This is a genomic window from Streptomyces sp. NPDC056600 (assembly GCF_042792855.1).
In the GTDB taxonomy this organism is placed as follows: Bacteria; Actinomycetota; Actinomycetes; order Streptomycetales; family Streptomycetaceae; genus Streptomyces.
In genome coordinates this window covers 23,329-46,799 of record NZ_JBHTVQ010000034.1, presented here as the reverse complement: position 1 = coordinate 46,799, position 23,471 = coordinate 23,329, and the positions used below count along the sequence as shown (strand labels likewise).

Here is a 23,471-nt window from a genome sequence, read left to right as displayed (position 1 = left end):
TCGGCCGCCTCGTTGGGCATGCGTCGAAGAAGCCCGGGCGGACGAGGCTTCGGAGGTGGTCGGCGGGGACGAGGGCTCGTGTTCGCCGTCGGGAGCCGGGCCGGTGAACGGGCCGACGCGAGGTTCCGCCTTCTCCGCCCCCTACGAAGGGAAACGCCCCGGTGCGAGTGACCGACATTCAGCGGTGCGACGTGCGCCCCGGACTGCTCGTCGAGTGGACGCTCAGTCCGGACACCGTCGAGGCGGCCGCCGGCCTGCCGGAGGACTCCCGGCCGCCCGCCTACGTGCAGGAGTCGCACATCAGGACGGCGCGGTCGGTGCGGGAGGACGGCCTGTTCGTGCCGACCTGGGTCGGCGCGGCGTTCGACATCCCCGGCACGGTCGACCTGGAGGCGCTGCAACGGGCCTTGTACGACTGGACGTTGCGGCACGAGACGCTGCGCAGCGGGTTCCGCTGGGACCAGGGCGTGATGCGGCGGTTCACCCTCGGGGCCGGGGCGGTGCGACTGCACCGCGAGGTGGTGGGCGCCTTCGACGACGCGCAGCGGCTCGTCGCCCACCTGCAGGACCGGTTCGACGTCGCCGCGGACGCCCTGGACTGGCCGAACTTCCTCTACGCGGCGGTGGTCCGGGCGGACTGCACCAGTGTGTACATGGCCTTCGACCACAGCAACGTGGACGCCTACTCCCTGCACCGGATCCCGGCCGAGGTCCACGAGTTCTACGCCGCGGCCGTCGAGGGCCGGGCGGTGGCACAGCCTCCGGCGGGCAGCTACGTGGACTTCTGCGAGGCCGAGCGGGCGGACGCGGACCGGGTCGACGACGGTCACGAGATCGTGGCGCGGTGGCGCGAGTTCGTCTCGCGGTGCGACGGGCAGTTGCCCAACTTCCCGGTGGACCTCGGTCTGGACGCCGTGGAGGGCAAGCTCCCGACGCAGAAGCTGCTGCAGGACACGCTGGTGGGGGCGGAGGACGCGGCGGCGTTCGAGGCGTACTGCCGCCCGTTCGGCGGAAGCCTGGTGGGCGTGCTGGCCGCGACGGCGGTGCTGATGCGGGAGATCTCGGGCACGTCGGTGTACCGGACGGTGGTGCCCTTCCACACCCGGGCGCAGTCGCGGTGGCAGGACTCGGTGGGCTGGTACGTGGGCGGGGTGCCCATCGAGGTCGACCTCTCCGACGGGGCGGGGTTCGAGGAGGCGCTGCGGCGGGTGCGGGCCGCGCTGCGGGGGAACCGGAGGCTGGCGCGGATGCCGATCGCCCGGGTGCTGCGGCTGCTGGGCGCGGAGTTCCGGCCGCGTTCCCCCGACCTGTACTCGATCGTGTCGTTCGTCGACGGGCGTGGGGTGCCGGGCTCGGAGAGGTGGGACGAGCTGCACGCGTACGGGCTGCTGCGGGTGTCGTACGGGGACCAGGTGTGCGTGTGGGTGAGCCGCGTGCACGAGGGGCTGCAGTTCGCCGCGCGGTACCCGGACACCGGGCCGGCACTGCGGAGCATGGAGTGGTACCTGGAGGGGCTGCGCGAGACCGTCTCGCGGGTGGCGCGAACGGGCAGCGCGTAGGGGCGCGGCGCGTGGGGCGGGCGAGGGCGTGGGGCGGGCGGCTGGGGCCGCGGGCGCCGAGGCGGAGGGCCCTGACCCGCAGCGGGCAGAGGTCCTGGTGCGCGGCGGGCAGGGGCCCTGGTGCGCGGCGGGCGGTCACCCGGATAGGGTGAGGGCCACTTCCCGTGGTGCAGGAACCCGGTGCGATTCCGGGGCGGTTCCGCCACTGTGACGTTCCCCGTTCGGGGACGCAGCCAGACACTGGCCACGGGTCGTCCGACCGTCGTACGGGGCGAGAACCCCGAGGGAGGATCACGGCCTTGACCGTGCCTGTTGCGCTGCTGTCCACGTCCGACACCGATCTGCTCTCCGCGCGGGCCAGTGGCGCCGCGTACGTGTGGGCCAATCCGTCCCGGGCCTCCGACGAGGAACTCTCCGCCGTGGTCGACGGCGCCGCCCTGGTGGTGGTCCGGCTGCTGGGGTCTGCGCACGACCTCTGGCCGGGACTCGCGGCCGTCCGTGAGCGGGGTACGCCGCTGGTGGTGCTGGGCGGCGAGCTCCAGCCGAGCGCCGAGCTGATGGAGCACTCCACCGTGCCCGTCGGCGTGGCGGCCGACGCCCACCGGTATCTCGCGGAGGGCGGGCCGGCGAACCTGCGGCGGCTGCACGCGTTCCTCTCCGACACCGTGCTGCTCACCGGCGAGGGCTTCGAGCCGCCGGAGGCGGTGCCGCTGTGGGGGTTCGCCGCGCGGGAGGACCGGACCCCGGCGACGGTCGACGGTTCCCTGCCGAAGGTGGGGATCCTGTACTACCGGGCCCACGAGGCCGGCGGCAACGCGGCGTTCGCGCACACCCTGGCCGACGCGGTGGACGCCACCGGTCGTGCCGTGGGCGTGCCGGTGTTCGCCGGCTCGCTGCGGTCGGCGCCGGACGAGCTGTACGCGGCACTGGCCGGTTTCGACGCGCTGGTGGTGACGGTGCTGGCGGCCGGCGGCAGCGTCCCGGCCTCGGCGGGCGCGGGCGGCGACGACGAGGCCTGGGACGTGGAGCGGATGGCCACGCTGGACGTCCCGGTGCTGCAAGGGCTGTGCCTGACGAGTTCCCGTGAGGAGTGGGCGGCGTCGGAGGACGGCGTCACGCCGCTGGACTCTGCGAGCCAGATCGCCATCCCGGAGTTCGACGGGCGGATCATCACGGTGCCGTTCTCCTTCAAGGAGATCGACCGGGACGGCCTGCCGCGCTACGTCGCGGACCCGGAGCGGTGCGCCCGGCTGGCGGGCATCGCGGTCAACCACGCCCGGCTGCGGCACGTGCCGAACGGGGAGAAGCGCATCGCGGTGGTGCTGTCGGCCTACCCGACCAAGCACTCCCGGATCGGCAACGCGGTCGGTCTGGACACCCCCCGCTCCGCGGTGCGGCTGCTGCGGCGGCTGCGCGCGGAGGGCTACGACCTGGGCGCGGAGGGCGACCTGCCGGGTCTCGACCTGCCCGACGACCAGGAGGCGGGGGACGCGCTGATCCACGCGGTGATCGCCGCCGGCGGCCAGGACGAGGAGTGGCTGACCTCCGGTCAGCTCACTGACGCCCATGTGCGGATCACCGCCGAGGAGTACGCGGCGTGGACGGCCGGCGTGCCGTCCGTGCTGCGGGACGCGATGACCGAGGCCTGGGGCCCGGCTCCGGGCCGGCTGTTCGTCAACGAGGCCGGGGAGATCGTGCTGGCCGCGCTGCGGGCGGGCAACGTGGTGGTGCTGGTGCAGCCGCCGCGCGGCTTCGGGGAGAACCCGGTGGCGATCTATCATGACCCGTCGCTGCCGCCGAGTCATCACTACCTGGCGGCGTACCGCTGGCTGGAGAACGGTTTCGGCGCCGACGCCGTCGTCCACCTGGGCAAGCACGGATCGCTGGAGTGGCTGCCGGGCAAGAACGCCGCGCTGTCGGCGGCCTGCGCCACCGACGCCGCGCTGGGCGGGATGCCGCTGGTCTACCCGTTCCTGGTGAACGACCCGGGAGAGGGCGCGCAGGCCAAGCGGCGGGCGCACGCCACCGTCGTGGACCACCTGATCCCGCCGATGGCGCGCGCCGAGTCCTACGGCGACATCGCGCGCCTGGAGCAGCTGCTGGACGAGCACGCGAACATCGCGAGCATGGACCCGGCGAAGCTGCCGGCGGTGCGGGGCGAGATCTGGTCGCTGATGCGCGCGGCGGAGCTGCACCGCGACCTGGGTCTGGAACAGCGCCCGGACGACGAGGAGTTCGACGACTTCCTGCTCCATGTCGACGGCTGGCTCTGCGAGATCAAGGACGCGCAGATCCGCGACGGCCTGCATGTGCTGGGCGAGGCCCCGGCCGGTGGGGCCAGGGTCAACCTGGTGCTGGCGATCCTGCGGGCGGCCCAGGTGTGGGGCGGCGTCGGCGGGGCCGTGCCGGGGCTGCGTGCGGCGCTGGGACTCAAGGCCGACGACGCCTCGGCCGCGGTCGACGGGGTGGAGGCGCGGGCCCGGGAGCTGGTGGAGCGGATGGAGGCCGCGGGCTGGGACCCGGCGGCCGCCGCGGCCCTGCACGACGACCCGGAGGTGCGGCGGGTGCTGGAGTTCGCCGCCGAGCAGGTCGTGCCACGACTGGCCCGTACCACCGAGGAGCTGGACCACGTGGTGCACGCCCTCGCGGGCGGGTTCGTGCCGGCCGGGCCGTCGGGTTCGCCGCTGCGCGGGCTGGTGAACGTGCTGCCGACCGGACGCAATTTCTACACCGTGGACCCGCGGGCGGTGCCGTCACGGCTGGCCTGGCAGACGGGTCAGGCGATGGCGCGTTCGCTGGTGGAGCGGCACCTGGCGGACACCGGGAGTTATCCGGAGTCGGTGGGCCTGTCGGTGTGGGGGACGTCGGCGATGCGCACCTCGGGCGACGACGTGGCGGAGGTGCTGGCGCTGCTGGGCGTGCGGCCCGAGTGGGACGAGGCGTCCCGGCGGGTGTCGCGGCTCGAGGTGGTGCCTCTGGAGGAGCTGGGACGCCCCCGGATCGACGTCACGGTCCGTATCTCCGGGTTCTTCCGCGACGCCTTCCCGCACGTGGTGGCGATGCTGGACGACGCGGTGCGGATGGTCGCCGTGCTGGACGAGCCGGAGGAGCGCAACTTCGTGCGGGCGCACGCCCGGGCGGATCTCGCGGTGCACGGCGACGAACGCCGGGCCACCACGCGGATCTTCGGCTCGAAGCCGGGCTCCTACGGGGCGGGCATCCTGCAGTTGGTGGAGTCGGGCAGCTGGCGCGACGACCGGGATCTCGCCGAGGTGTACACGGCGTGGGGCGGCTTCGCCTACGGCCGGGGCCTGGACGGCGTGCCGGCCGCGGACGACATGCGGGCCAACTACCGCCGGATCAAGGTGGCGGCGAAGAACGTCGACAGCGCCGAGCACGACATCGCGGACTCCGACGACTACTTCCAGTACCACGGAGGCATGATCGCCACGGTCCGGGCGCTGACCGGCGCCGACCCCAAGGCGTACGTGGGCGACTCGACCACACCGGACGCCGTGCGCACCCGGACGCTGGCGGAGGAGACGGCCCGGGTGTTCCGTGCCCGGGTGGTCAACCCGCGGTGGATCGCGGCGATGCGGCGCCACGGCTACAAGGGCGCGTTCGAGCTGGCGGCGACGGTCGACTACCTCTTCGGGTTCGACGCGACGGCCGGCGTGGTGCACGACTGGATGTACGAGAAGCTGGCCGCCGAGTACGTCCTGGACCAGGAGACGCAGGAGTTCCTGCGGCACTCCAACCCGTGGGCGCTGCACGGCATCGTGGAGCGCCTGCACGAGGCGGCGGACCGCGGCCTGTGGGCGGAGCCCGATCCCGAGACCCTGCGGGCGATGGCCGAGGTGTACCTGGAGGTCGAGGGCGAGCTGGAGGAGCGGTCCGAGTGAGCGCCGCGGTGAGGGTGCGGATCCTGGGCATCGGCATGGGGCCGCGGCATCTGACCGCCGAGGTCGTCGACGCCCTGCGGGGCTGCGACTACGCGGTGGCCGCCCGCAAGGCGGCGGACGACGGGCTGCTGGAGGCGCGCCGCGTGGTGTGCGCGGCGCACGGGGTGGAGCTGGTGGAGGTGCCGGATCCGGAGCGTGACCGGCGCGACCCGAAGGACTATCCGGGGGCGGTGGCGGCCTGGCACGAGGCCCGGGTCGCCGCCTACGAGGGGGTGCTGGCCGCGCGCGGGGGGACGGCGGCGTTCCTGGTGTGGGGCGATCCCTCGCTGTACGACTCCACGGTGCGGATCGTGGAGCGGATCGCCGCGCGCGGCGTGGTGCCGGTGCAGTACGACGTGCTGCCCGGGGTGAGCGCGCCGCAGCTGCTGGCGGCGCGCCACCGGATGGTGCTGCACGAGGTGGGGCGGCCGGTGCACGTGACGACGGCCCGCCGGCTGGCGGCCGCGGTCGCGGAGGGTCAGGAGAACATCGTGGTGATGCTGGGCGCTCAGCCGCGGTTCGAGGGGCTGGCGGACTGGTCCGTGTGGTGGGGGGCCAATCTCGGCACGGACGGCGAGGAGCTGGTGGCCGGGCGTGTCGGGGAGGTGCTGCCCGAGATCCTGCGGGCGCGGGAGCGGGCGCGGCGGGCGGCCGGGTGGGTGATGGACGTGTGTCTGCTGAGGAAGGGCGCGGTGGCGTGAGCGGGCTGTTGGTGGCGGGAACCACCTCGGACGCCGGGAAGAGCGTGGTGACGACGGCGCTGTGCCGGGCGTTCGCCCGCCGGGGGCTGCGGGTGGCCCCGTACAAGGCCCAGAACATGTCGAACAACTCGATGGTGTGCCGGGGCCGCGACGGGGTGACGGCCGAGATCGGGCGCGCCCAGTGGGTGCAGGCGGTGGCGGCGCGGGCGGTGCCCGAGCCGGCCATGAACCCGGTGCTGCTGAAGCCGGGCACCGACCGGCGCAGCCATGTGGTGCTGATGGGGCAGCCGGCCGGGGACGTTTCCTCGTCGAACTGGGAGGCGGGGCGCCGTCATCTGGCGCGGGCGGCGCACGCCGCCTACGACGACCTGGCCGCGCGGTACGACGTGGTGGTGGCCGAGGGCGCGGGCAGCCCCGCCGAGATCAATCTGCGGGCCGGTGACTACGTGAACATGGGGCTGGCCCGGCACGCCGGGCTGCCGGTGGTGGTGGTCGGGGACATCGACCGGGGCGGGGTGTTCGCCTCGATGTACGGCACGGTGGGGCTGCTGGAGCCGGCCGACCAGGCGCTGATGGCCGGGTTCGTGGTCAACAAGTTCCGCGGTGACGTGGGTCTGCTGCGGCCCGGTCTTCAGGACCTGGAACGGCTCACCGGGCGCCGGGTGTTCGGTGTGCTGCCGTGGGATCCGGGGCTGTGGCTGGACTCGGAGGACGCCCTCGACCTGGAGGGCCGCCGGGCGCGCGGGGACGCGGTGCGGCGGGTGGCCGTGGTGCGGCTGCCCCGGGTCAGCAACTTCACCGACGTGGACGCGCTCGGCCTGGAGCCGGACCTGGACGTGGTGTTCGCGTCGGGGCCCGGGGACCTGTCGGACGCCGACCTGGTGGTGCTGCCGGGGACCCGCTCCACGCTGGCGGACCTCGCGTGGCTGCGGTCGCGGGGCCTGGACCGGGCGGTGGTGGAACATGCCCGGCGAGGGCGTCCGGTGCTGGGCGTCTGCGGGGGCTTCCAGATGCTGGGGCGGGTCGTCGCCGACCGGGAGGGCGTCGAGGCGGAGCCGGGCGCGTCCGCGGAGGGACTGGGGCTGCTCGACGTGCGGACGGACTTCTCGGCGGAGAAGACGCTGCGGCTCCCGGAGGGCTCCGCGCTGGGGGCGCCGGCGTCCGGCTACGAGATCCACCACGGTCGGATCACCGTGGGCGACGGTGCCGAGGAGTTCCTGGGCGGGGCCCGGGCGGGCAACGTGTTCGGGACGATGTGGCACGGCAGTCTGGAGGGCGACGCCTTCCGGTCGGCGTTCCTCGGCGAGGCGCTGGGGTGCGCGCCCTCGGGGGTGCGGTTCGCCGAGGCGCGCGAGGCCCGGATCGAGGGTCTCGCCGACCTGGCGGAGGAGCACCTGGACGTCGACGCGCTGGTGGCGCTGGCACGCGACGGGGCTCCGGCCGGGCTTCCGGTGCTGCCGCCCGGGGGTGTGCGGTGAGGCTGCTGCTGCTGGGCGGGACCTCGGAGGCGCGGGAGCTGGCAGCGCTGCTGGTGGACGCCGGGATCGACGTGACGACCTCGCTGGCGGGCCGGGTCGCCCGGCCCCGGCTGCCGGTGGGCGCGGTGCGGATCGGCGGCTTCGGCGGCGTGCACGGGCTGCGGGCGGCGCTCGCCGGCTACGACGCGGTGGTCGACGCGACGCATCCGTTCGCCCAGGGGATGAGCGCCAACGCCGAGGCGGCGTGCGGGAGTTCGGGGATGCCGCTGCTGCGGCTCGAGCGGCCGGGGTGGGAGCCGGATCCGGCGTGGTCGTACGTCTCCTCGCACGAGGAGGCCGCGGGGCGCGCGGCGGAGCTGGGGGCGCGGCCCTTCGTGACGGTGGGGCGGCAGGAGCTGCGCCGGTTCGTGCCGGCTCTGGCGTCGAGTGCCGTGCTGGCACGGGTCGTCGACGTTCCCGACCTCGAACTGCCCGCCGCGTGGCGGCTGGTGACCAGCCGGGGGCCTTATTCCCTCGACGGCGAGCGGGAGTTGTTCCGCGAGCACGGCGCGGACGTGCTGGTGACCAAGGACTCCGGGGGCACGTACACCTGGCCGAAGATGCTGGCCGCGCGCGAGCTCGGCGTCCCCGTGGTGGTCGTCAGGCGGCCGCCGGGCGCGGCGGGCGTGCCGGTGGTCCACGACGTGGCCGAGGCGTTCGCCTGGGTCCGTGCCGCGGCCGGCTGACCGGCCCGGCCCTCATTCCTCCCCGGCCGCGGGCACCGCGTAGCCGGGGACGGAGGGCCAGCGCACGGTGAGCACCACCGACTCCTCCTCCGCGACCCAGGAGTGGTCCACGCCCTCGCCCCACACGACGTAGTCGCCCTGCCGTTCCAGCACGACGCTGCGGTGGGGGAACTCCACCCGGAACCGCCCGCTGACGAGCACCTGCAGCGCGGTGCGCTTCTCGCCGCGCACCCACTGGGCCCGTCGGTCGCCTTGGGGGTGGACGCCCCATTTGATCTCCAGGGCCTCACTGTGCCGCGGGTCGCCCGGCTCCTTGAAGTGCCCGAGCAGCCAGCCGCGGTCGAGGGCCGCGTCCTGGCCGGCGTTGCCCGTGTACACGCTGTCGTCCATGGCCTCGGACGTTAGCAGCCGCCCGACTCCGACCTGCGGCGCTGGGCCGTGGCGCCGCCCGGGAAGCGGTACCGCTCGGAGCGCGGGTCCTTGCCCGGGCGCTCGTCGGTCAGCGTGAGGTCGAGCCCGGGCCGCAGGGATGCCGGCGCGCTGAAGGTCTCCGCCAGCAGGCCGAAGGAGTGCTCGGCCGTGCCGAAGATGCCGGCGTCCGGCTGGAAGGTGATCACCGTGGCGTCCCCGGCGGTGACCCGGCCCGTCGGCGTGGGCGGGTTCGTCGCGACGCCGCGTTCGTAGTGCTGGGTCCAGAGCACCCCTTGCCGCCGGACCTCAGCGACCAGACGGCTCGACAGAGCGTTGGTGACGACGGGTCCCAGGGCGACCGCGGCGCAGCACACGCCCTGTCGATCGGCAGGGCGGCGCGTGGCAACGGACAACAGGTCCTGCAGCGTCGGGCTCCCCGTGTCGCCGTCCGCCGCGACGGGAACGCCCCAGCCGTCGACGGCGACGCGCACCCAGCCGTCCGACCGCAGGGTGACGTCAACACGTTCGCCGTGTCCGGCGAGGACCTCGTTCACCGCCCAGTCGGAGAGCTCGAACAACTGGTGGTGCAGCCCCTGCGGCCCCGTCGACAGCACGTACATGCCGGGGCGTCGCCGGATCGCCTGTAGGGGTTCCACCACCTGGATGTGGCTCGCGTCGTACACGACGTCGTCCTGACCCATCCGTACCCCCCGCAGCCCCCCGGTTGGATTCACATTCTAGGTTCGCGCCCCGGGAGGAGCGGGCGCTGCTTCCGGCTCGAAGGTCCCGTGGCCTCCTGTGCCCGTCGATCTCCGGCCGCTCGGCGAACGGGTCGCGACCGCCCGGCATGTCGCGGCCGGCACCTCACCAGGGCCGTGCGCGCCACCGTTTCCGGCGGAGCCCGGGTGCCGGATGTGCAGACCCCGCCCACGCCGCCGCGAACCCCGCCGCGGTGAGCGCCGCGCCGAGGCCGACGCGGCGGGCCAGGGTGGTGGCGCGGGGAATGTCGGGTGGGATGGGGGGCGGGCCGTCGCCCATGGTGGGGCGGTGTTCGGTGCCGGAGGCGTAGTGGTTGGTGCCGCCGAGGGTGAGGCCGAGGGCGCCGGCGAAGGATGCCTCGACGACGCCCGCGTTGGGGCTGGGGTGGCCGGCCGCGTCGCGACGCCATGCGCGGAGGGGCGCGGCGGGGCCACCGGGTGAGGTGGCGGCGGTGAGCAGACCCGCCAGGCGGGCGCCGGGGAGGTTGAGGAGGTCGTCGAGGCGGGCGGAGGCCCAGCCGAACCGTTCGTGGCGCGGGGTGCGGTGGCCGACCATGGCGTCGAGGGTGTTGGCGGCCCGGTAGGCGATCAGGCCCGGGACGCCGGCGAGGGCGCCCCAGATGAGGGGGGCGACCACGGCGTCCGAGGTGTTCTCGGCGACGGACTCGACGACGGCCCGGGCGACCTGTCCCTCGTTCAGCGTGGTGGTGTCGCGGCCCACCAGGGAACGGAGCCGGCGCCGGGCGGCGGGCAGGTCGGGGGCGGCGAGGCGGGCGTGGACCGCGGACGCCTCGCGTTCCAGGGACCGTCCGCCGAGGACGGCCCAGGTGGCCAGGGCGGTGACGGCGACGTGCGTCACGGGACGGCGGGCGGCGGCCCGTTCCACGGCGATGCCGAGGGCCGCGACGCCGCCGACCAGCAGCGCGGTATAAGCCGCGCCCCGGGCCCGGGAGTCGGCGTGAAGCCGCCGTTCCAGGGCCCCGGCGACGGTGCCGAAGCCGGCGACCGGGTGGAAGCGGCGCGGGTCGCCCAGCAGCCGGTCGGCGGCGTGCCCCAGGAGGAGACCGGCCGCACGGGTGCTGCCGCGGGACGTGCTCACACGGGAGTGGCGCATGCCCGCACCTCCGCGAGGGCGTCGAGGAAGCGGCGGGTGGTCTCCGGCGGCCGCACCGCGAGGCGGATCCAGGAGGCGTCCAGGCCGGGGAAGGTGTCGGCGCGCCGGGCGGCGACGCCGTGCTCGCGGAGCAGGCCGTGCAGCCCCTCTCCCGGCCGGGCGAGGACGAAGGGGCCGCTGGAGGGGGTGAACGGCACCCCGGCGGCTCTCAGCCCGTCCTGGAGGAACTCCCGCCAGGTGACGAGCTGTTCGGCCCGCGCTCGGGCCTCGGGGAGCGCCTCGGGTGCGGTGCAGGCGACGGTGGCCGCGACGGCGGGGGACGACAGCGCCCAGGGGGTCTGGGCGTGGGCGAGTTCCCGCACGACGGCCGGGTCGCCGACGACGTACCCCGCGCGTATGCCGGGGATGGACCAGTGCTTGGTGAGGCTGCGGATCACCAGCAGTCCTTCGGCGCGCTCGTCGGCCAGGGACTCGGGCTCGCCGGGGACGGCGTCCATGAATGCCTCGTCGACGACGATCAGGCGGCCACGGCGGCGCAGCGCGCGCAGTGTGGCGGCCGGGTGGAGGGCGCCGGTGGGGTTGGTGGGGTTGCCGATCACCACCAGGTCGGCGTCCTCGGGGACGGCGGCCGCATCGAGGGCGAACCCGTCCTCGGGGCGGCAGAACACGCTGGTGACGGTGTGTCCGGCCTGTTCGAGGGCGGCGTGGGGCTCGGTGAACTGCGGGTGGACGACCACCGGGCGCCGCCAGGGGCGCAGGCGGGCGACGAGGGTGAACGCCTCGGCGGCGCCCGCGGTGGGCAGCGCCTCCTGCGGCGGCCGGTGGTGGCGGCGGGCGACGGCCCGGCGGGCGGGTTCGGCGTCGGGGTAGGCGGCGGCGTCGGCGATGCTGTCGTGCAGCGCGCGGTCGAGCCAGTCGGGGCGCTCGCCCGGGTAGACGTTGACGGCGAGGTCGAGAAGTCCTCCGCGGGCCTCGGAGTCGCCGTGGTGACGCAGCGGGTCCCAGGCGGCGGGGCCGCCGGGTCGCGGGGCGCCGGACGCGCCCGCGCGGTGGACGGCGTCGGCGAACCGCTGGGCGAGCCGGGGATGGCCGGCCCAGTGGACGTGCAGGTAGGAGGCGTGCAGCGTCGGTGAGGCGAAGCCCTCGGGGCGGCCGTCGATCTCCCAGGCGGGGGTGGTGGCGCAGGCGCCGGGGGCGGTGCGGGTGCGGTGGAACTCGTGCCCGGTGACCCGCTCCCCCGCCCTGGTCAGGAGGGTGTCGCCGGGCGAGGTCGCGTGCGGGTAGCGCAGGGTGAGGCGTCCGGTCATCGCGGCCTGGGCGGGGACGACGCCGGCCATGGGGGTGTCGTCGAGGGCCTCGGTGAGGTAGAGCAGGCCGGCGCATTCGGCCACGGTGGGCAGGCCGTCCCGGACGGCCTCCCGGACGGAGGTCAGCAGGGGCGCGTTGGCGGCGAGTTCGGCGGCGTACACCTCGGGGAAGCCGCCGCCGAGGTAGAGGCCGCGGGTGCCGGGGGGCAGGGCGGGGTCGGTCAGCGGGTCGAAGGCGACGACCTCGCAGCCCGCGGCGGCCAGGAGTTCCTCGGTCTCGGTGTAGCGGAAGGTGAAGGCGCGGCCGCCGGCCACGGCGACGACCGGGCGTTCGCCGCCGGGCGGCGCGGTGACCTCGTCGGCCGGGCTCCAGGCCACGGCGTCCAGCGGCGGTGCGCTGCGGGCCAGGGCGAGGACGGCGTCGACGTCGACGTCCCGGGCGATCCGCTCGCCGAGCCGGCGGACGGCGCGGGCGGAGTCCTCGCGTTCGGCGGCGGGGACGAGCCCGAGGTGGCGGGAGGGGGTGCCGATCTCCTCGTCGCGGTGCACGACGCCGAGCACCGGCAGCCGCAGCGAGCGGCGTATCTCGGCGACGTTGCGCTCGGAGCCGGCCTTGTTGAGGATGACGCCGACGACGTCGACGGCGGGGTCGTAGGAGGCCATGCCCTCGACGATCGCCGCGGCCGAGCGGGACATCCGGGAGACGTCGACGACCAGGACGACCGGCGTGCGGGTGAGGGCGGCGACGTGGGCGGTGGAGGCGAAGCCGTCCGTGCCGATCCGCCCGTCGTGCAGGCCCATGACGCCCTCGACCACGGCGACGTCGGCGCCGCGGGCTCCGTGCAGCAGGAGCGGCGTGACGCGCTCCTCCCCCACCAGGTGCGGGTCGAGGTTGCGGCCGGGGCGGCCGGTGGCGAGGGCGTGGTAGCCGGGGTCGATGTAGTCGGGGCCGGTCTTGTGACCGCTGACGGTGTGACCTGCGGCGCGCAGCGCGGCCATCAGGCCGGTGGCGACGGTGGTCTTGCCCTGGCCGGTCATCGGGGCGGCGATCATGATCCGGGGCAGCGGCGCGGGGCCGGCCCCGCGCGGGGCCGGCGAGGGCCCGGGCCGGGCGTGCGTCACCATTCGATGCCTCGCTGGCCCTTCTGCCCCGCGTCCATGGGGTGCTTGACCTTGGTCATCTCGGTGACCAGGTCGGCGGCCTCGAGCAGTCGCGGGGCGGCCCGGCGTCCGGTGATCACCACGTGCTGGCGGCCGGGGCGCTCGCGCAGGGCGGTGACGACGTCCTCGACGTCGATCCAGCCCCAGGCGAGGGGGTAGGTGAACTCGTCGAGGACCAGCAGGTCGTGGGTCTGCTCGGCCAGGCGCCGCTTGATCTCGGCCCAGCCTTCGGCGGCGGCCGTGGCGTGGTCCTCGGTGTCGCCGTGCTTGCGTGTCCAGGACCAGCCGGATCCCATCTTGTGCCACTCGACGGGACCGCCCTCGCCGGTCTCCTCGTGGAGGCGGCCCAGGCGCTCCAGGACCGTCTGCTCGCCGATGCGCCACTTGGCGGACTTGACGAACTGGAAGACCCCGATGTTCCAGCCCTGGTTCCAGCCGCGCAGGGCGAGGCCGAAGGCGGCGGTGGACTTGCCCTTGCCGTCGCCGGTGTGGACGATCAGGAGGGGCTTGTTGCGGCGCTGGCGGGTGGTGAGTCCGTCGTCGGGCACGACGGTCGGCTGTCCCTGGGGCATCAGGCGGCCCTCTCTCGGACGGCGGTGCTCAGCGCGTCGGCGCTGACCTCGCGGACGGGCAGGTGGTCGGCGTGCAGGCGGGCGGCCAGGCCGGCGGCCAGGCCGAGCCGCAGGGGTCCGGACTCGCTGTCGACCACCACGGTGCTGACGCCGAGGGAGGCGACCTGGTCGGCGGCCCGCAGCGAGCGGGCGACGGCGTCCTTGCCGCCGGTGGCGCGGCCGTCGGTGACGACGACCAGCAGGGGACGCAGCCGCGGGTGGCGCCGGCGTTCGCGGGCGACGACGCGGGCGGCCTCCAGCAGTCCCTCGGCGAGGGGGGTGCGGCCGCCGGCCGGGAGGTCGTCGAGGCGGGCGGCGGCGATGTCCACCGAGTGGGTGGGGGGCAGGGAGAGTTCGGCGGCCTGCCCGCGGAAGGTGATCAGGCCGACCTTGTCGCGGCGGCGGTAGGCGTCGAGGAGCAGGGAGAGGACGGCGGTCTTGACCTGGCTCATGCGCTTGCGGGCCGCCATGGAGCCGGAGGCGTCGACGCAGAAGAGGATCAGGTTGGCCTCGCGGCCCTCCCGGACGGCGGTGCGCAGGTCCTCGCCGCGCAGCCGCAGCGGGCCGTCGGCGCGGCCGGTCCGGGTGCGGGCCGCCGCCGCGCGCACCGTCTCGACCAGGTGGAGGGAGCCTCCGGCGTCCTGGCCGGGCCGGGTGACGCCGACCCGGCGGCCCCGGCTTCCCAGGGCGCGGCTGCGGCGGCCGTCGGTGCCCTCGCCGGTGCCCCGCACGGTGAACAGGCGGGGGCGGTAGGGGGCGGTGGCCTTGACGGTGGTGTCCTGCGCGGTTCCGCGGGCGGGGGGTGAGGCGGGGAGCCGGTCGGCGTCCGCGTCGGGGGCGTCGTGCGGTCCGGCAGCGGGCACCGGGGCCTCCGGGGTGGCGCCGTCGGGGGCCTGACCGCCTTCGGCGCCGCCTCCTGTCTCCCCCGGGTCGCGCGGGTCGGGTGCGTCCTCCCCGGGTCCGTCTTCGCCGGGCCCCTCGTCGCCCGACCCGTCCGGGCCGTCGTCGGCCGGGGGCTGTGAGGGCGGCGGGTCCGGCGGCAGCTCGTCGTCGCCCAGGATCCGGTCGAGCAGTTCCTCGTCGAGCCCGGGCGCGTCGAAGGGGTTGCGGCGGCGCCGGTGCGGCAGGGCGAGCCGGGCGGCGCGGCGGATGTCCGCGCGGGTCACGGTGGTCCGGCCGGCCCAGGCCGCGTGGGCCACGGCGGTGCGGGCGGTGACGATGTCGGCGCGCAGCCCGTCGACGTCGAACGCGGCGCATATCTCGGCGATCTTGGTGAGCGCGGTGTCCGGGAGGAGGACCCGGCCGAGCCGTTCGCGGGCCGCGGCCACCCGGGCCGCCAGGGCGTCCTCGGCAGGGCGGTGGCGGGCCGCGAAACCGGCCGGGTCGGCGTCGTAGGCCATCCGCCGGCGCACCACCTCGGCGCGCGGCGCGGGGTCGCGGGGCGCGGCGACCTCGACGGTGAGGCCGAACCGGTCGAGGAGCTGCGGCCGCAGCTCGCCCTCCTCGGGGTTCATGGTGCCGATGAGCAGGAACCGGGCGGCGTGCTCCACGGAGAAACCGTCGCGCTCGACGGTGACCCGCCCGGTGGCGGCGGCGTCCAGCAGCAGGTCGACCAGGTGGTCGGGGAGGAGGTTGACCTCGTCGGCGTACAGGATGCCGCGGTGGGCGCGGGCCAGCAGGCCGGGCTCGTACGCCACCTTGCCGTGCGCGAGGGCCTTCTCCAGGTGCAGGGAGCCGAGGACGCGGTCCTCGGTGGCGCCGACGGGGAGTTCGACGAGCCGCACCGGGCGGCTCTCCACCGGGGCGCCCGCCGCGAAGGGGCCGTCCGGCGAGGCGTCGTCGGGGTCGGCGGGGTCCGTGGAGAAACGGTCCTCGGGGTGGACGTCCACGGGCGGCAGCAGGGCGGCCAGCGCGCGGGCGGCGGTCGACTTGGCGGTGCCCTTCTCGCCGCGGACCAGGACGCCGCCGATCGCGGGCGAGATGCCGGTCAGGACCAGGGAGAGGCCGAGGTCGTCGAGTTCGCCGGCGTCGCAGCCGACGATCGCGGAAAAGGGGTAGTGCGAACGCACCAATGGCATGTGAGGCTCCCGCTCGTTTCGCCATCCGTATGGGGGCGGGCGCGAGGCCGGTCTTCGGACTTGCCGAGTCCTCGTGAGCGAGGCTCGGTTCACCGCAGCGGGCCTGTGCCGGAATCTCACCGGGCTTCCCAGATTCTCCCCGTCGGCCGTCCTCACCGTTTCCGATGGCTGGGCCGTAGGGGCACCTCGTGCCTGTGAGGGACCACGATAGCGTCACCGGCATGACGATCGGCACGCCCCCTCCCCCCGCCAGCACGAACACCGCCTCCCGGGCCGCCGTTTCCCGGATCACCGTCGTCGGCGTGACCGCCGACGGCTGGCCCTCGCTGCCCGAGCGGCTGCGGCGCACGGTGCTGGAGGCGGAGGTGGTACTGGGCGGGCGACGGCATCTGGCGATGCTGCCGGAGGTGACCGGGCAGCGGCGTGAGGCGTGGCCGTCGCCGCTGCGCGAGGGCCTGCCCCCGCTGCTGGCGTCGCTGGGCGGGGCGCGGGTGGTGGCGCTGGCCTCGGGCGATCCGCTGGTGTCCGGTATCGGCTCAACGCTCGTCGATCTGCTCGGAGTCGGCAGGGTGCACGTCGAACCGGCGGTTTCCTCGGTGGCGTTGGCGCGGGCCCGCATGGGATGGCCGTCGGAGCGGTGCGCCGTGGTAACCCTGGTGGGCCGTGATCCGCGGTTGCTGCTGCGGGAGTTGGCGCCCGGGCACCGGGTGCTGGTGCTGTCCTCCGACGCCGGGACCCCGGCCGCGGTGGCGGCGCTGCTGGCGGGCGCGGGGTACGGGCGGAGCGTGATGACGGTGCTCGGCGACCTGGGCGCGGACCGGGAGTCGCGGCTGTCGGGCACGGCCGACGACTGGCTGGCCTCGCCGCCCGGCGAGGCGCCGGCCCTGAACGTGCTGGCGCTGGAGCTGGCGGGGCCGCCCGCCCACGGTCTGGTGGCGGGGCTGCCGGACGACGCGTTCGAGAACGACGGCCAGCTGACCCGGCGTGACCTTCGGGCCTCGGCGTTGGCACGGCTGGCGCCCGCGCCGGGACAGCACCTGTGGGACGTGGGCGCGGGCGCCGGATCGGTGGGCATCGAGTGGATGCGGGCGCACCCGACCTGTGCGACCACCGCCGTGGAGGCGAACGCCGGGCGCGCCGCCCGCGTCGCCCGCAACGCGGGCCGGCTGGGCGTGCCGGGGCTGCGGGTGGTGACCGGGCGCGCCCCGGACGCGCTGGCCGGACTGCCGTCGCCGGAGGCGGTGTTCATCGGTGGCGGGGCCACCCGGCCGGGCGTCCTGGAGGCGTGTCTGGGGGCGCTGCGGCCGGGCGGCCGGCTGGTCGTGCACGGGGTGACGCTGGAGACGGAGACGCTGCTCGCGGACGCCTACCGCCGCCACGGCGGGGAGTTGACCCGCCTGGCGGTGGAGACGACGGCGCCCATCGGTTCGTTCACCGGATGGACGCCGGCGCGGACGGTCACCCAGTGGAGCCTGACGGTGGGCTGAGGCGGGGGCGGGCCGGGTCGTAGAGGAACGACTCGCCGCCGGGGGCCGGGTCGAGCGCCCGGCCCACCAGGATGACGGCGGCCTGCCGCAGGCCGGCCGTCTCCACCGCGTCGGCGATGTCCGCGACGGTGCCGCGCAGCACCGATTCCTGCGGCTGGCTGGCCCGGTGGACGACCACCACCGGACAGTCGGCGCCGTACTCGGGCGCCAGCTCCTCCATCAGTTCGCGGATCCGGGTGATGGCCAGGTGCAGCACCAGGGTGGCCCGGGTGGCGGCGAACGCGGCCAGCGACTCGGTCGCGGGCATCGCGGTCGACCGGGCCCGGGTGCGGGTGAGGACCACGGACTGGGCGAGCAGCGGGACGGTCAGCTCCCGCCCCGCCACGGCCGCGGCGGCGGCGTAGGCGGGGACGCCGGGGGTGACGTCCCAGGGGACGCCGTGGGCGTCCAGGCGGCGGGTCTGCTCGGCGAGGGCCGAGTACAGCGAGGGATCGCCCGAGGTCAGGCGTACGACCTCCTGGCCCTGCCGGTGGGCGTCGACCAGGTGCTCGGTGATCCGGTCCAGGTCGAGCCGCTGGGTGTCGACCAGTTCGGCGCCGGGCGCGCAGTGGTCGAGCACCAGCGGGTCGAGGTAGGTGCCGGGGTAGAGCACCGTTCCGGCCGCGGCGAGCAGTCGCACCGCCCGGACGGTGAGCAGGTCCGCGGCGCCGGGGCCGGCGCCGACGAAGTGGACGGTCACGGCTTCACCCACCTCGGTGTCCAGACCCGGCCCGACGCCGAGACGCGGGTGCCGGAGGCGCCGACGATCAGCAGGCAGCGCATGTCGATGGTCGCGGGGTCGAGTTCGCCGAGCGTGGTGACGGTCAGCGACTCGCCGGGCCGTCCGACGCCGCGGCCGACCACGACGACGGTCTCCGGCGCGCGGTGTTCCAGCAGGACGCGGCGCGCGGTGGCGATCTGTTCCGTGCGGGAGCGGGAGGCGGGGTTGTACACGGCCAGCGCCAGGTCGGCCTCGGCGACGGCGCGCAGGCGGCGTTCGACGACGTCCCACGGCTTGAGCCGGTCGGAGAGGCTGACGACCGCGAAGTCGCCGCCGACGGGCGCGCCGGCCCGTGCGGCGACGGCCTGGACGGCGCTGACGCCGGGCAGCACCCGCACCGGCACGTGTCGCAGGTCCGGGTCCTCGGCGGCCTCGAAGACGGCGGTGGCCATGCCGAAGACCCCGGCGTCCCCGCCGGAGACCACCGCGACGCGCTCGCCCCGTGCGGCCAGCTCCAGGGCCAGGCGGGCACGTTCGAGCTCCACGGTGTTACCGGAGGCGTGTCTGGTCAGGCCGGGTCGCTGGGGGACCCGGTCGACGTAGGGGCCGTAGCCGACGACGTGGTCGACCTCGGAGAGCGCGGCGGACGCCTCGGGGGTCAGCCAGGCATCGGGGCCGGGGCCCAGGCCGACGACCAGCAGCTCGGCCGCCGAGGCCGCCGTGATCGCCGGGGTCGCCGCGATCGCCGAGTCCGGCCTGGCGGAGACGGTACCGCGCGGCGCGGATCCCGTGAGGGCCCTGGCCTGCTCCCCGGGGGTGCGTGAACGGGCCCCGTTGCGGCTGTCGCCGGTGACGAGGATCAGCGAGAAGTACGGCACGGTGGACGGGTCCACCTCGGCGACGGGCAGGCGCCGTTCGCCCTCCATGGAGGCGCGTTCGACATAGACCGCGTGGTCGAGCCGCCCCGCCGCCTCCAGCGCGCGGCGCACGGCCGGGAAGGTGCGTCCCAGCTTCATCACGACGGCGGCGTCGGTGTCGGCGAGCCGGCGGGCGAGCTCCGGTTCGGGCAGGGTGCCCGGGAGCACGGTGAGCACGTCGGTCTGCCGGGAGAGCGGGGCCGCGGCGGTGGCCGCGGCGGCGGCGAACGCCGGGACGCCGGGCACGATCTGTGTCTCGAACCGCTCGGCGAGCCGGTCGTGCATGTACATGTACGACCCGTAGAACAGCGGGTCGCCCTCGGAGAGCAGCACGACGTCGCGTCCGGCCTCGAGGTGGGCGGCGAGCCGGGCGGCGGACTCCTCGTAGAAGTCGGCCAGGGCTCCCGTGTAACCCCCGGGGTGGTCGGTGGCGCCGGTGGTGACCGGATAGGTCAGCCGCTCCTCGACCGCGGTGTCCGGGATGAGCGAGGCCGCGATGCGGCGGGCGTTGGACTCCTTGCCGCGGCCCGCGTGGTAGGCGACCACGTCGGCGGAGGCGATCAGCCGGGCCGCCTTGAGGGTGATCAGTTCGGGGTCGCCGGGGCCGACGCCGACTCCGTGGAAACGTCCGGTCACTCCTCCTCCTTGGCGAGTGCGTTGAGGGCCGACGACGTCATGGCGGAGCCGCCGCGGCGGCCGTGGACGGTGACGTACGGGATGTCGATGCCGTGGGTTCCGGCGAGTTCGGTGAGGGCCTGCTTGGACTCGGCGGCGCCGATGAAGCCGACCGGGCAGCCCACGATCGCCGCGGGGCGGGGCGCCCCGTCGACGAGCATCTCCAGCAGGTGGAACAGGGCGGTGGGGGCGTTGCCGACGGCGACCACGGCGCCCTCCATCAGCGGTTCCCAGAGGGAGACGGCCGCGGCGGTGCGGGTGGTGCCCCAGCGGCGGGCGAGAGCGGGCACCCGCTCGTCGCCGAGCAGGCAGAGGACATCGTTGTCGCGTGGGAGTCTGCCGCGGGTGACTCCGGTGGCGACCATGGTGACGTCGCAGAGGATGGGCGCGCCCGAGCGCAGGGCGGTGCGCGCGGCGGGCACCAGTCCGGGGTGGATCACCAGGTCGTCGGCGAGGTCGACCTGGCCGGCGCCGTGGATCATCCGCACGGCGAGCCGTTCCGCCTCGGCGGGGACGTGGTCCAGGCGGGCCTCGCGGCGGATGGTGGCGAAGGAGTCGATGTAGATGGCCGGGCCGTCGGCGAGGTAGTCGTAGTGCCGGTCGGGCCTGCGGGGCTCGGCGGGGCGCCCGGATGCGGTGGTGGCGCTCATGCGGCGGCTCCCGGGACGATCACACCGCGCCAGGGGGTGACGGTGAGTTCGGTGGCGCCCGCCGCGTGGGCCTCGTCGACGAGCCGGGCGACGTCCTCGGAGCCGAGCCCCGAGTCGGGGACGGGCACGTGCCGTCCCCCCTCGGGCAGCGGGCCCGGTGGCAGGGGTGGTTCGGGGCTCGGAAGTCCTGGGTCCGGGGCGGCCGACTCGCCGAGCGGTTCGGGCAGTTCGACGATGTGCCAGGGGGCGGCGGGGCCGATACCCCGGGCGTCCATGAAGCGCCGGGCGAGCCCGGTCAGGGCCGGCGCGGCCTCGGACAGCGGGACGCGGGGGCCCCAGCCTTCGCCGACGCGCAGCTGCGCGGTGCCGTCGTCCAGGGCCACCAGGCCGAGGTCGCAGGTGCGGGTGACCAGGTCGCCCCGGCCGTCGTCGAGGACGAACAGGAAGCGTGCGGGCAGGCCGGCCAGGCACGGCTCGGCGCACAGCAGCCGGTCGAGTTCGGCCGCCACCGGGCCGAGGTCGGCGCGCCCGCCGGCCGCACCGGTGCGGGGCGAGACCATGACGTTCCTGACGAGTTCGTGGGTGCGCGAGGGCAGCAGGCCGGTGGCTTCGACCGCGTCGAGGAGGGCGCTGCCGAGGCGGCCCTGGTTGCTGGGCAGGGCCCGTATCTGGAGGTTGGCGCGGCCCGTGACGTGGACCCGGCCGTCTCCGTGGCGTTCGGCTACGGCGGCGAGGGCGGTGAGGGACTCCGTGGGCAGGCGGCCGCCGATGAGGCGCAGCCGGACCAGGAGACCGTCCTCGGCCTGCCAGGGGCGCAGCACGCCCGGGCAGCGGTCGCGCCGGGCACGCCGGGCGGACAGGAAGGCGGAATCCATCGGGGACATACGAGTCCTTCGAGGTCAGGGGCCCGTTCGCGGGGTCCTCGGTCGACCTGGCGGCCCGTCACCGCCAGCGCCAGCAGGTCTTCGGACTCGGGTTCCTCCGGTTCGGGCGCCTTCCCGGAGCGTCGCTCCAGTGGCTGCGCGGCGCCTGTTGCGCCCGCACGTGCCCGACCGTCACCCTCACCGCTGCGCGTCAGTCCCGGAATCTCACCGGGTTCCCTGACCCCACCTCGTGGAGTTCGACTGGCGCGACGAGCCTACCGTGCCGGGCGGACGGCGTGGGTGGGGGCCTCGAAGCGGGGGGTTAAGGTCCGGCCATGACTTTCTCGATCGTTGCGCGCAGTGCGGACGGGACCTGTTTCGGGGTCGCCGTCGCGTCGAAGTTCCTCGCCGTGGGGGCGGCCGTTCCGGGGGCGCGGGCGGGGGCGGGCGCGATCGCCACGCAGGCGCTGGCCAACCTCGCCTACCGTCCGGACGGCCTGGGTCTGCTGGCCGAGGGCCGCTCCGCCGGGGAGACGCTGAAGGCGCTGCTCGCCGCCGACGAGCGGCGCGACGACCGGCAGGCCGGGGTGGTCGACCGGGAGGGCGGCTCGGCGACCTGGACGGGGCGGGCCTGCATGACGTGGGCGGGCGGCGCGTCCGGGCCGAACTACGCGATCCAGGGCAACATCCTGACCGGCCCCGAGGTGGTGCGGGCCATGGAGGACGCCTGGCTGGCGGCGGACGAGGAGCTTCCGCTGGCGGGGCGGCTGCATGCCGCGCTGCTGGCGGGCGACCGTGCGGGCGGGGACAGCCGGGGGCGGCAGAGCGCCGCCCTGCTGGTGGTGTCGCCGGGCGGCGGGTACGGCGGCGGCAGCGACGTGCTGGTGGACCTGCGGGTCGACGACCACGCCGATCCGTCGGCGGAGCTGGGCCGGCTGCTGAAGCTGCACGACCTCTACTTCGGCCGGCCGGACCCGGGGACGTTGCTGCCGCTCACCGGTGAGCTGGCCGAGGAGGTGGCGGGGCGGCTGGACGCGCTGGGTCACCGCGGGGTGGAGCTGGAGGTGGCGCTGTCGGAGTGGGCGGGGATCGCCAACCTCGAGGAGCGGCTGGTCGACGGGGCGATCGATCCGCTGGTGCTGGAGCAGCTGCGGGCGGCCGGGGAGGACGCGGGGGCGTAGCCGCCGGGTGCGGCGGCGCGCCCTCGGGCGACGCGGTCGCGATCGCCCCCGCGGGCGACACGTCCTGACCGGGCCGCGCTCGGACCGGCGGCGCGCCCTGCCCCGGGCCCCGTACTCCCCCGCCCGGCACACGCGGCGCGGCCCGGCGGCGCGGCGCGGCCCGGCGGCGAGGCGCGGCCCCGTCGCCCGGTGGGGCCCCGTCGCCCGGTGGGGCCCCGTCGCCCGGTGGGGCCGCGCGACGTGCCCTGAGCCGAGGGGCCCGTCCTGTGCCGCGCGGCCGGGGAGGTCAGCGGGCGTCGAGGAAGGCGGACAGTTCGGCCACGAAGGCCGGGTCGCGGACGGCGCCGAGGTGGTCGCCGCGCAGCACCCGCAGGGTGGCCTCGGGGAGGGCGTCGGCGAGCACCTCGGGCCGGGCGGCGAGCGGGTCCTCGCCGCCGGCCAGCAGCAGGGTGGGAGCGGTGACCTCGGCCAGGGGTATCGGTCGCTGGTGGATCGCCCGGGCGTGCGCGGCCAGGGCGAGCCGGTCGCCGTCGATGGCGTCGACGAAGGCGCGGAACGCGGCGGCGGCCGGGTCCTTCACGGTCCCCGCGTCGTCGACGCTCAGGGCGTCCACCAGGACGTCGCCGCCGATCACCCGGCTGTCCACTCCCCCGAGTTCGACCACGGCGGCTCCCACGCCCCCGATCACCAGGCGGCGGACCCGGCGGTCCTGTGCGGCCGTCAGCAGGCTGACCACGGCGCCCATGGAGTAGCCGACGAGGTCGTAGGCATTCTCCCCGAGATGGTCCATCAGCTCCTGCAGATCCTCGGACATGCGGGCCTCGCCGTAGCGCGCCGGGTCGTGGGGCTTGGCGCTGCGTCCGTGGCCCCGGGCGTCGAGGGCCAGGACCCGGCGGCCCGTCTCGTTGAGGAGTCGTACCACGCCGGGGGCGACCCACTCGACGTCGGAGTCGGCGATGAAGCCGTGGTGCAGGACGATCGGCGGCAGGTCGGACTCCGCCTCCCAGAGCTGGTAGTGGATCTCGAGGTCGTCGGAGGTCTTGAAGAAGGGCATGCCGGTGCTCCGTTCCGGTCGGGGACAGGGGTGTCTCGAG

At 75.6% G+C, this 23,471-nt stretch carries 18 protein-coding genes, 1 pseudogene and 3 riboswitches; of the genes and pseudogenes, 7 read left to right on the top strand and 12 right to left on the bottom strand.

Annotated elements, in window-relative coordinates; all coding sequences use genetic code 11:
* Positions 1-161: 161 nt before the first annotated feature.
* From ACFRAV_RS18415 to ACFRAV_RS18395, 5 genes are all read left to right on the top strand, one after another.
* Positions 162-1,559, top strand: a complete 1,398-nt coding sequence (locus ACFRAV_RS18415; protein ID WP_382556756.1) for a condensation domain-containing protein — start codon at positions 162-164, stop codon at positions 1,557-1,559.
* A 135-nt stretch (positions 1,560-1,694) separates the two neighbouring features.
* A riboswitch (cobalamin riboswitch) is annotated at positions 1,695-1,823 on the top strand.
* 41 nt (positions 1,824-1,864) lie between these two features.
* A complete protein-coding gene (gene cobN / locus ACFRAV_RS18410) occupies positions 1,865-5,461 on the top strand; it encodes a cobaltochelatase subunit CobN (RefSeq protein WP_382556806.1) in 3,597 nt (1,198 codons plus the stop codon).
* Positions 5,458-6,201 carry a precorrin-6A synthase (deacetylating) gene (cobF, locus tag ACFRAV_RS18405; protein ID WP_382556754.1) on the top strand — a complete coding sequence of 248 codons (744 nt, stop codon included), beginning with the start codon at positions 5,458-5,460 and terminating at the stop codon, positions 6,199-6,201. Before cobN ends, cobF begins: the two co-directional genes overlap by 4 nt.
* Positions 6,198-7,679, top strand: coding sequence for a cobyric acid synthase (locus ACFRAV_RS18400; protein ID WP_382556751.1), 1,482 nt, complete (start codon positions 6,198-6,200; stop codon positions 7,677-7,679). The genes cobF and ACFRAV_RS18400 overlap by 4 nt, the downstream gene beginning before the upstream one ends.
* Positions 7,676-8,404: a cobalt-precorrin-6A reductase gene (locus ACFRAV_RS18395; RefSeq protein WP_382556748.1), complete on the top strand. Its 729-nt coding sequence runs from the start codon at positions 7,676-7,678 to the stop codon at positions 8,402-8,404. The genes ACFRAV_RS18400 and ACFRAV_RS18395 overlap by 4 nt, the downstream gene beginning before the upstream one ends.
* A 12-nt stretch (positions 8,405-8,416) precedes the next feature.
* Here ACFRAV_RS18395 and ACFRAV_RS18390 read toward each other — a convergent pair whose 3' ends face one another.
* From ACFRAV_RS18390 to ACFRAV_RS18360, 7 genes and pseudogenes are all read right to left on the bottom strand, one after another.
* Entirely contained in the window at positions 8,417-8,794 is a 378-nt protein-coding gene (locus ACFRAV_RS18390) for a signal peptidase I (protein ID WP_382556746.1), read from the bottom strand.
* A gap of 11 nt (positions 8,795-8,805) precedes the next feature.
* Entirely contained in the window at positions 8,806-9,516 is a 711-nt protein-coding gene (locus tag ACFRAV_RS18385; RefSeq protein WP_382556744.1) for a hypothetical protein, read from the bottom strand.
* A gap of 163 nt (positions 9,517-9,679) precedes the next feature.
* A complete protein-coding gene (locus tag ACFRAV_RS18380) occupies positions 9,680-10,687 on the bottom strand; it encodes a cobalamin biosynthesis protein (RefSeq protein ID WP_382556741.1) in 1,008 nt (335 codons plus the stop codon).
* Positions 10,669-11,682: an Rv2231c family pyridoxal phosphate-dependent protein CobC gene (gene cobC, locus ACFRAV_RS18375; RefSeq protein ID WP_382556804.1), complete on the bottom strand. Its 1,014-nt coding sequence runs from the start codon at positions 11,680-11,682 to the stop codon at positions 10,669-10,671. Before cobC ends, ACFRAV_RS18380 begins: the two co-directional genes overlap by 19 nt.
* A 42-nt stretch (positions 11,683-11,724) precedes the next feature.
* Positions 11,725-13,047, bottom strand: a pseudogene (locus ACFRAV_RS18370) (cobyrinate a,c-diamide synthase); the annotation flags it as partial.
* 65 nt (positions 13,048-13,112) lie between these two features.
* A complete protein-coding gene (gene cobO, locus ACFRAV_RS18365) occupies positions 13,113-13,727 on the bottom strand; it encodes a cob(I)yrinic acid a,c-diamide adenosyltransferase (RefSeq protein ID WP_382556738.1) in 615 nt (204 codons plus the stop codon).
* Complete coding sequence (locus tag ACFRAV_RS18360; protein WP_382556735.1) at positions 13,727-15,844, bottom strand: VWA domain-containing protein; 2,118 nt, start codon at positions 15,842-15,844, stop codon at positions 13,727-13,729. Before ACFRAV_RS18360 ends, cobO begins: the two co-directional genes overlap by 1 nt.
* Positions 15,845-15,886: 42 nt before the next feature.
* Positions 15,887-16,033, bottom strand: a riboswitch (cobalamin riboswitch).
* Positions 16,034-16,065: 32 nt separating this feature from the next.
* On the opposite strand from ACFRAV_RS18360, the gene cbiE reads away from it, so the two are divergent.
* Positions 16,066-17,331 (top strand): precorrin-6y C5,15-methyltransferase (decarboxylating) subunit CbiE, encoded by a 1,266-nt coding sequence (gene cbiE / locus ACFRAV_RS18355; RefSeq protein WP_382556733.1) that lies wholly within the window; start codon positions 16,066-16,068, stop codon positions 17,329-17,331.
* On the opposite strand, the gene cobM is transcribed toward cbiE, so the two are convergent.
* From cobM to ACFRAV_RS18335, 4 genes are read right to left on the bottom strand one after another with little or no spacing between them, the layout of a single operon-like run.
* Entirely contained in the window at positions 17,303-18,070 is a 768-nt protein-coding gene (gene cobM / locus ACFRAV_RS18350) for a precorrin-4 C(11)-methyltransferase (RefSeq protein WP_382556731.1), read from the bottom strand. The genes cbiE and cobM overlap by 29 nt on opposite strands.
* Complete coding sequence (locus tag ACFRAV_RS18345) at positions 18,067-19,644, bottom strand: precorrin-2 C(20)-methyltransferase (protein WP_382556729.1); 1,578 nt, start codon at positions 19,642-19,644, stop codon at positions 18,067-18,069. Before ACFRAV_RS18345 ends, cobM begins: the two co-directional genes overlap by 4 nt.
* Positions 19,641-20,333, bottom strand: coding sequence for a precorrin-8X methylmutase (locus ACFRAV_RS18340; RefSeq protein ID WP_382556727.1), 693 nt, complete (start codon positions 20,331-20,333; stop codon positions 19,641-19,643). The genes ACFRAV_RS18345 and ACFRAV_RS18340 overlap by 4 nt, the downstream gene beginning before the upstream one ends.
* On the bottom strand, positions 20,330-21,217 hold the full coding sequence (locus tag ACFRAV_RS18335) for a hypothetical protein (protein ID WP_382556724.1): 888 nt from the start codon (positions 21,215-21,217) through the stop codon (positions 20,330-20,332). Before ACFRAV_RS18335 ends, ACFRAV_RS18340 begins: the two co-directional genes overlap by 4 nt.
* Positions 21,218-21,271: 54 nt before the next feature.
* Positions 21,272-21,477: riboswitch (cobalamin riboswitch) on the bottom strand.
* A 54-nt stretch (positions 21,478-21,531) separates the two neighbouring features.
* Between ACFRAV_RS18335 and ACFRAV_RS18330 the strand changes: the two genes are divergently transcribed.
* Positions 21,532-22,377 (top strand): DUF1028 domain-containing protein, encoded by an 846-nt coding sequence (locus ACFRAV_RS18330; protein WP_382556723.1) that lies wholly within the window; start codon positions 21,532-21,534, stop codon positions 22,375-22,377.
* Positions 22,378-22,663: 286 nt separating this feature from the next.
* On the opposite strand, the gene ACFRAV_RS18325 is transcribed toward ACFRAV_RS18330, so the two are convergent.
* The gene (locus tag ACFRAV_RS18325; RefSeq protein WP_382556722.1) at positions 22,664-23,431 is read right to left on the bottom strand and encodes an alpha/beta fold hydrolase; all 768 of its coding nucleotides are present in this window, start codon (positions 23,429-23,431) and stop codon (positions 22,664-22,666) included.
* Positions 23,432-23,471: the final 40 nt, after the last annotated feature.

What these genes read in the sequence shown, in the direction of transcription:
- ACFRAV_RS18340 (WP_382556727.1), bottom strand. Translation starts at nt 20,333, where the DNA reads ATGAGCGCCACCACCGCATCCGGGCGCCCCGCCGAGCCCCGCAGGCCC.
- ACFRAV_RS18330 (WP_382556723.1), top strand. Translation starts at nt 21,532, where the DNA reads ATGACTTTCTCGATCGTTGCGCGCAGTGCGGACGGGACCTGTTTCGGG.
- ACFRAV_RS18335 (WP_382556724.1), bottom strand. Translation starts at nt 21,217, where the DNA reads ATGTCCCCGATGGATTCCGCCTTCCTGTCCGCCCGGCGTGCCCGGCGC.
- ACFRAV_RS18390 (WP_382556746.1), bottom strand. Translation starts at nt 8,794, where the DNA reads ATGGACGACAGCGTGTACACGGGCAACGCCGGCCAGGACGCGGCCCTC.
- ACFRAV_RS18360 (WP_382556735.1), bottom strand. Translation starts at nt 15,844, where the DNA reads ATGCCATTGGTGCGTTCGCACTACCCCTTTTCCGCGATCGTCGGCTGC.
- ACFRAV_RS18325 (WP_382556722.1), bottom strand. Translation starts at nt 23,431, where the DNA reads ATGCCCTTCTTCAAGACCTCCGACGACCTCGAGATCCACTACCAGCTC.
- cbiE (WP_382556733.1), top strand. Translation starts at nt 16,066, where the DNA reads ATGACGATCGGCACGCCCCCTCCCCCCGCCAGCACGAACACCGCCTCC.
- ACFRAV_RS18380 (WP_382556741.1), bottom strand. Translation starts at nt 10,687, where the DNA reads ATGCGCCACTCCCGTGTGAGCACGTCCCGCGGCAGCACCCGTGCGGCC.
- ACFRAV_RS18385 (WP_382556744.1), bottom strand. Translation starts at nt 9,516, where the DNA reads ATGGGTCAGGACGACGTCGTGTACGACGCGAGCCACATCCAGGTGGTG.
- cobO (WP_382556738.1), bottom strand. Translation starts at nt 13,727, where the DNA reads ATGCCCCAGGGACAGCCGACCGTCGTGCCCGACGACGGACTCACCACC.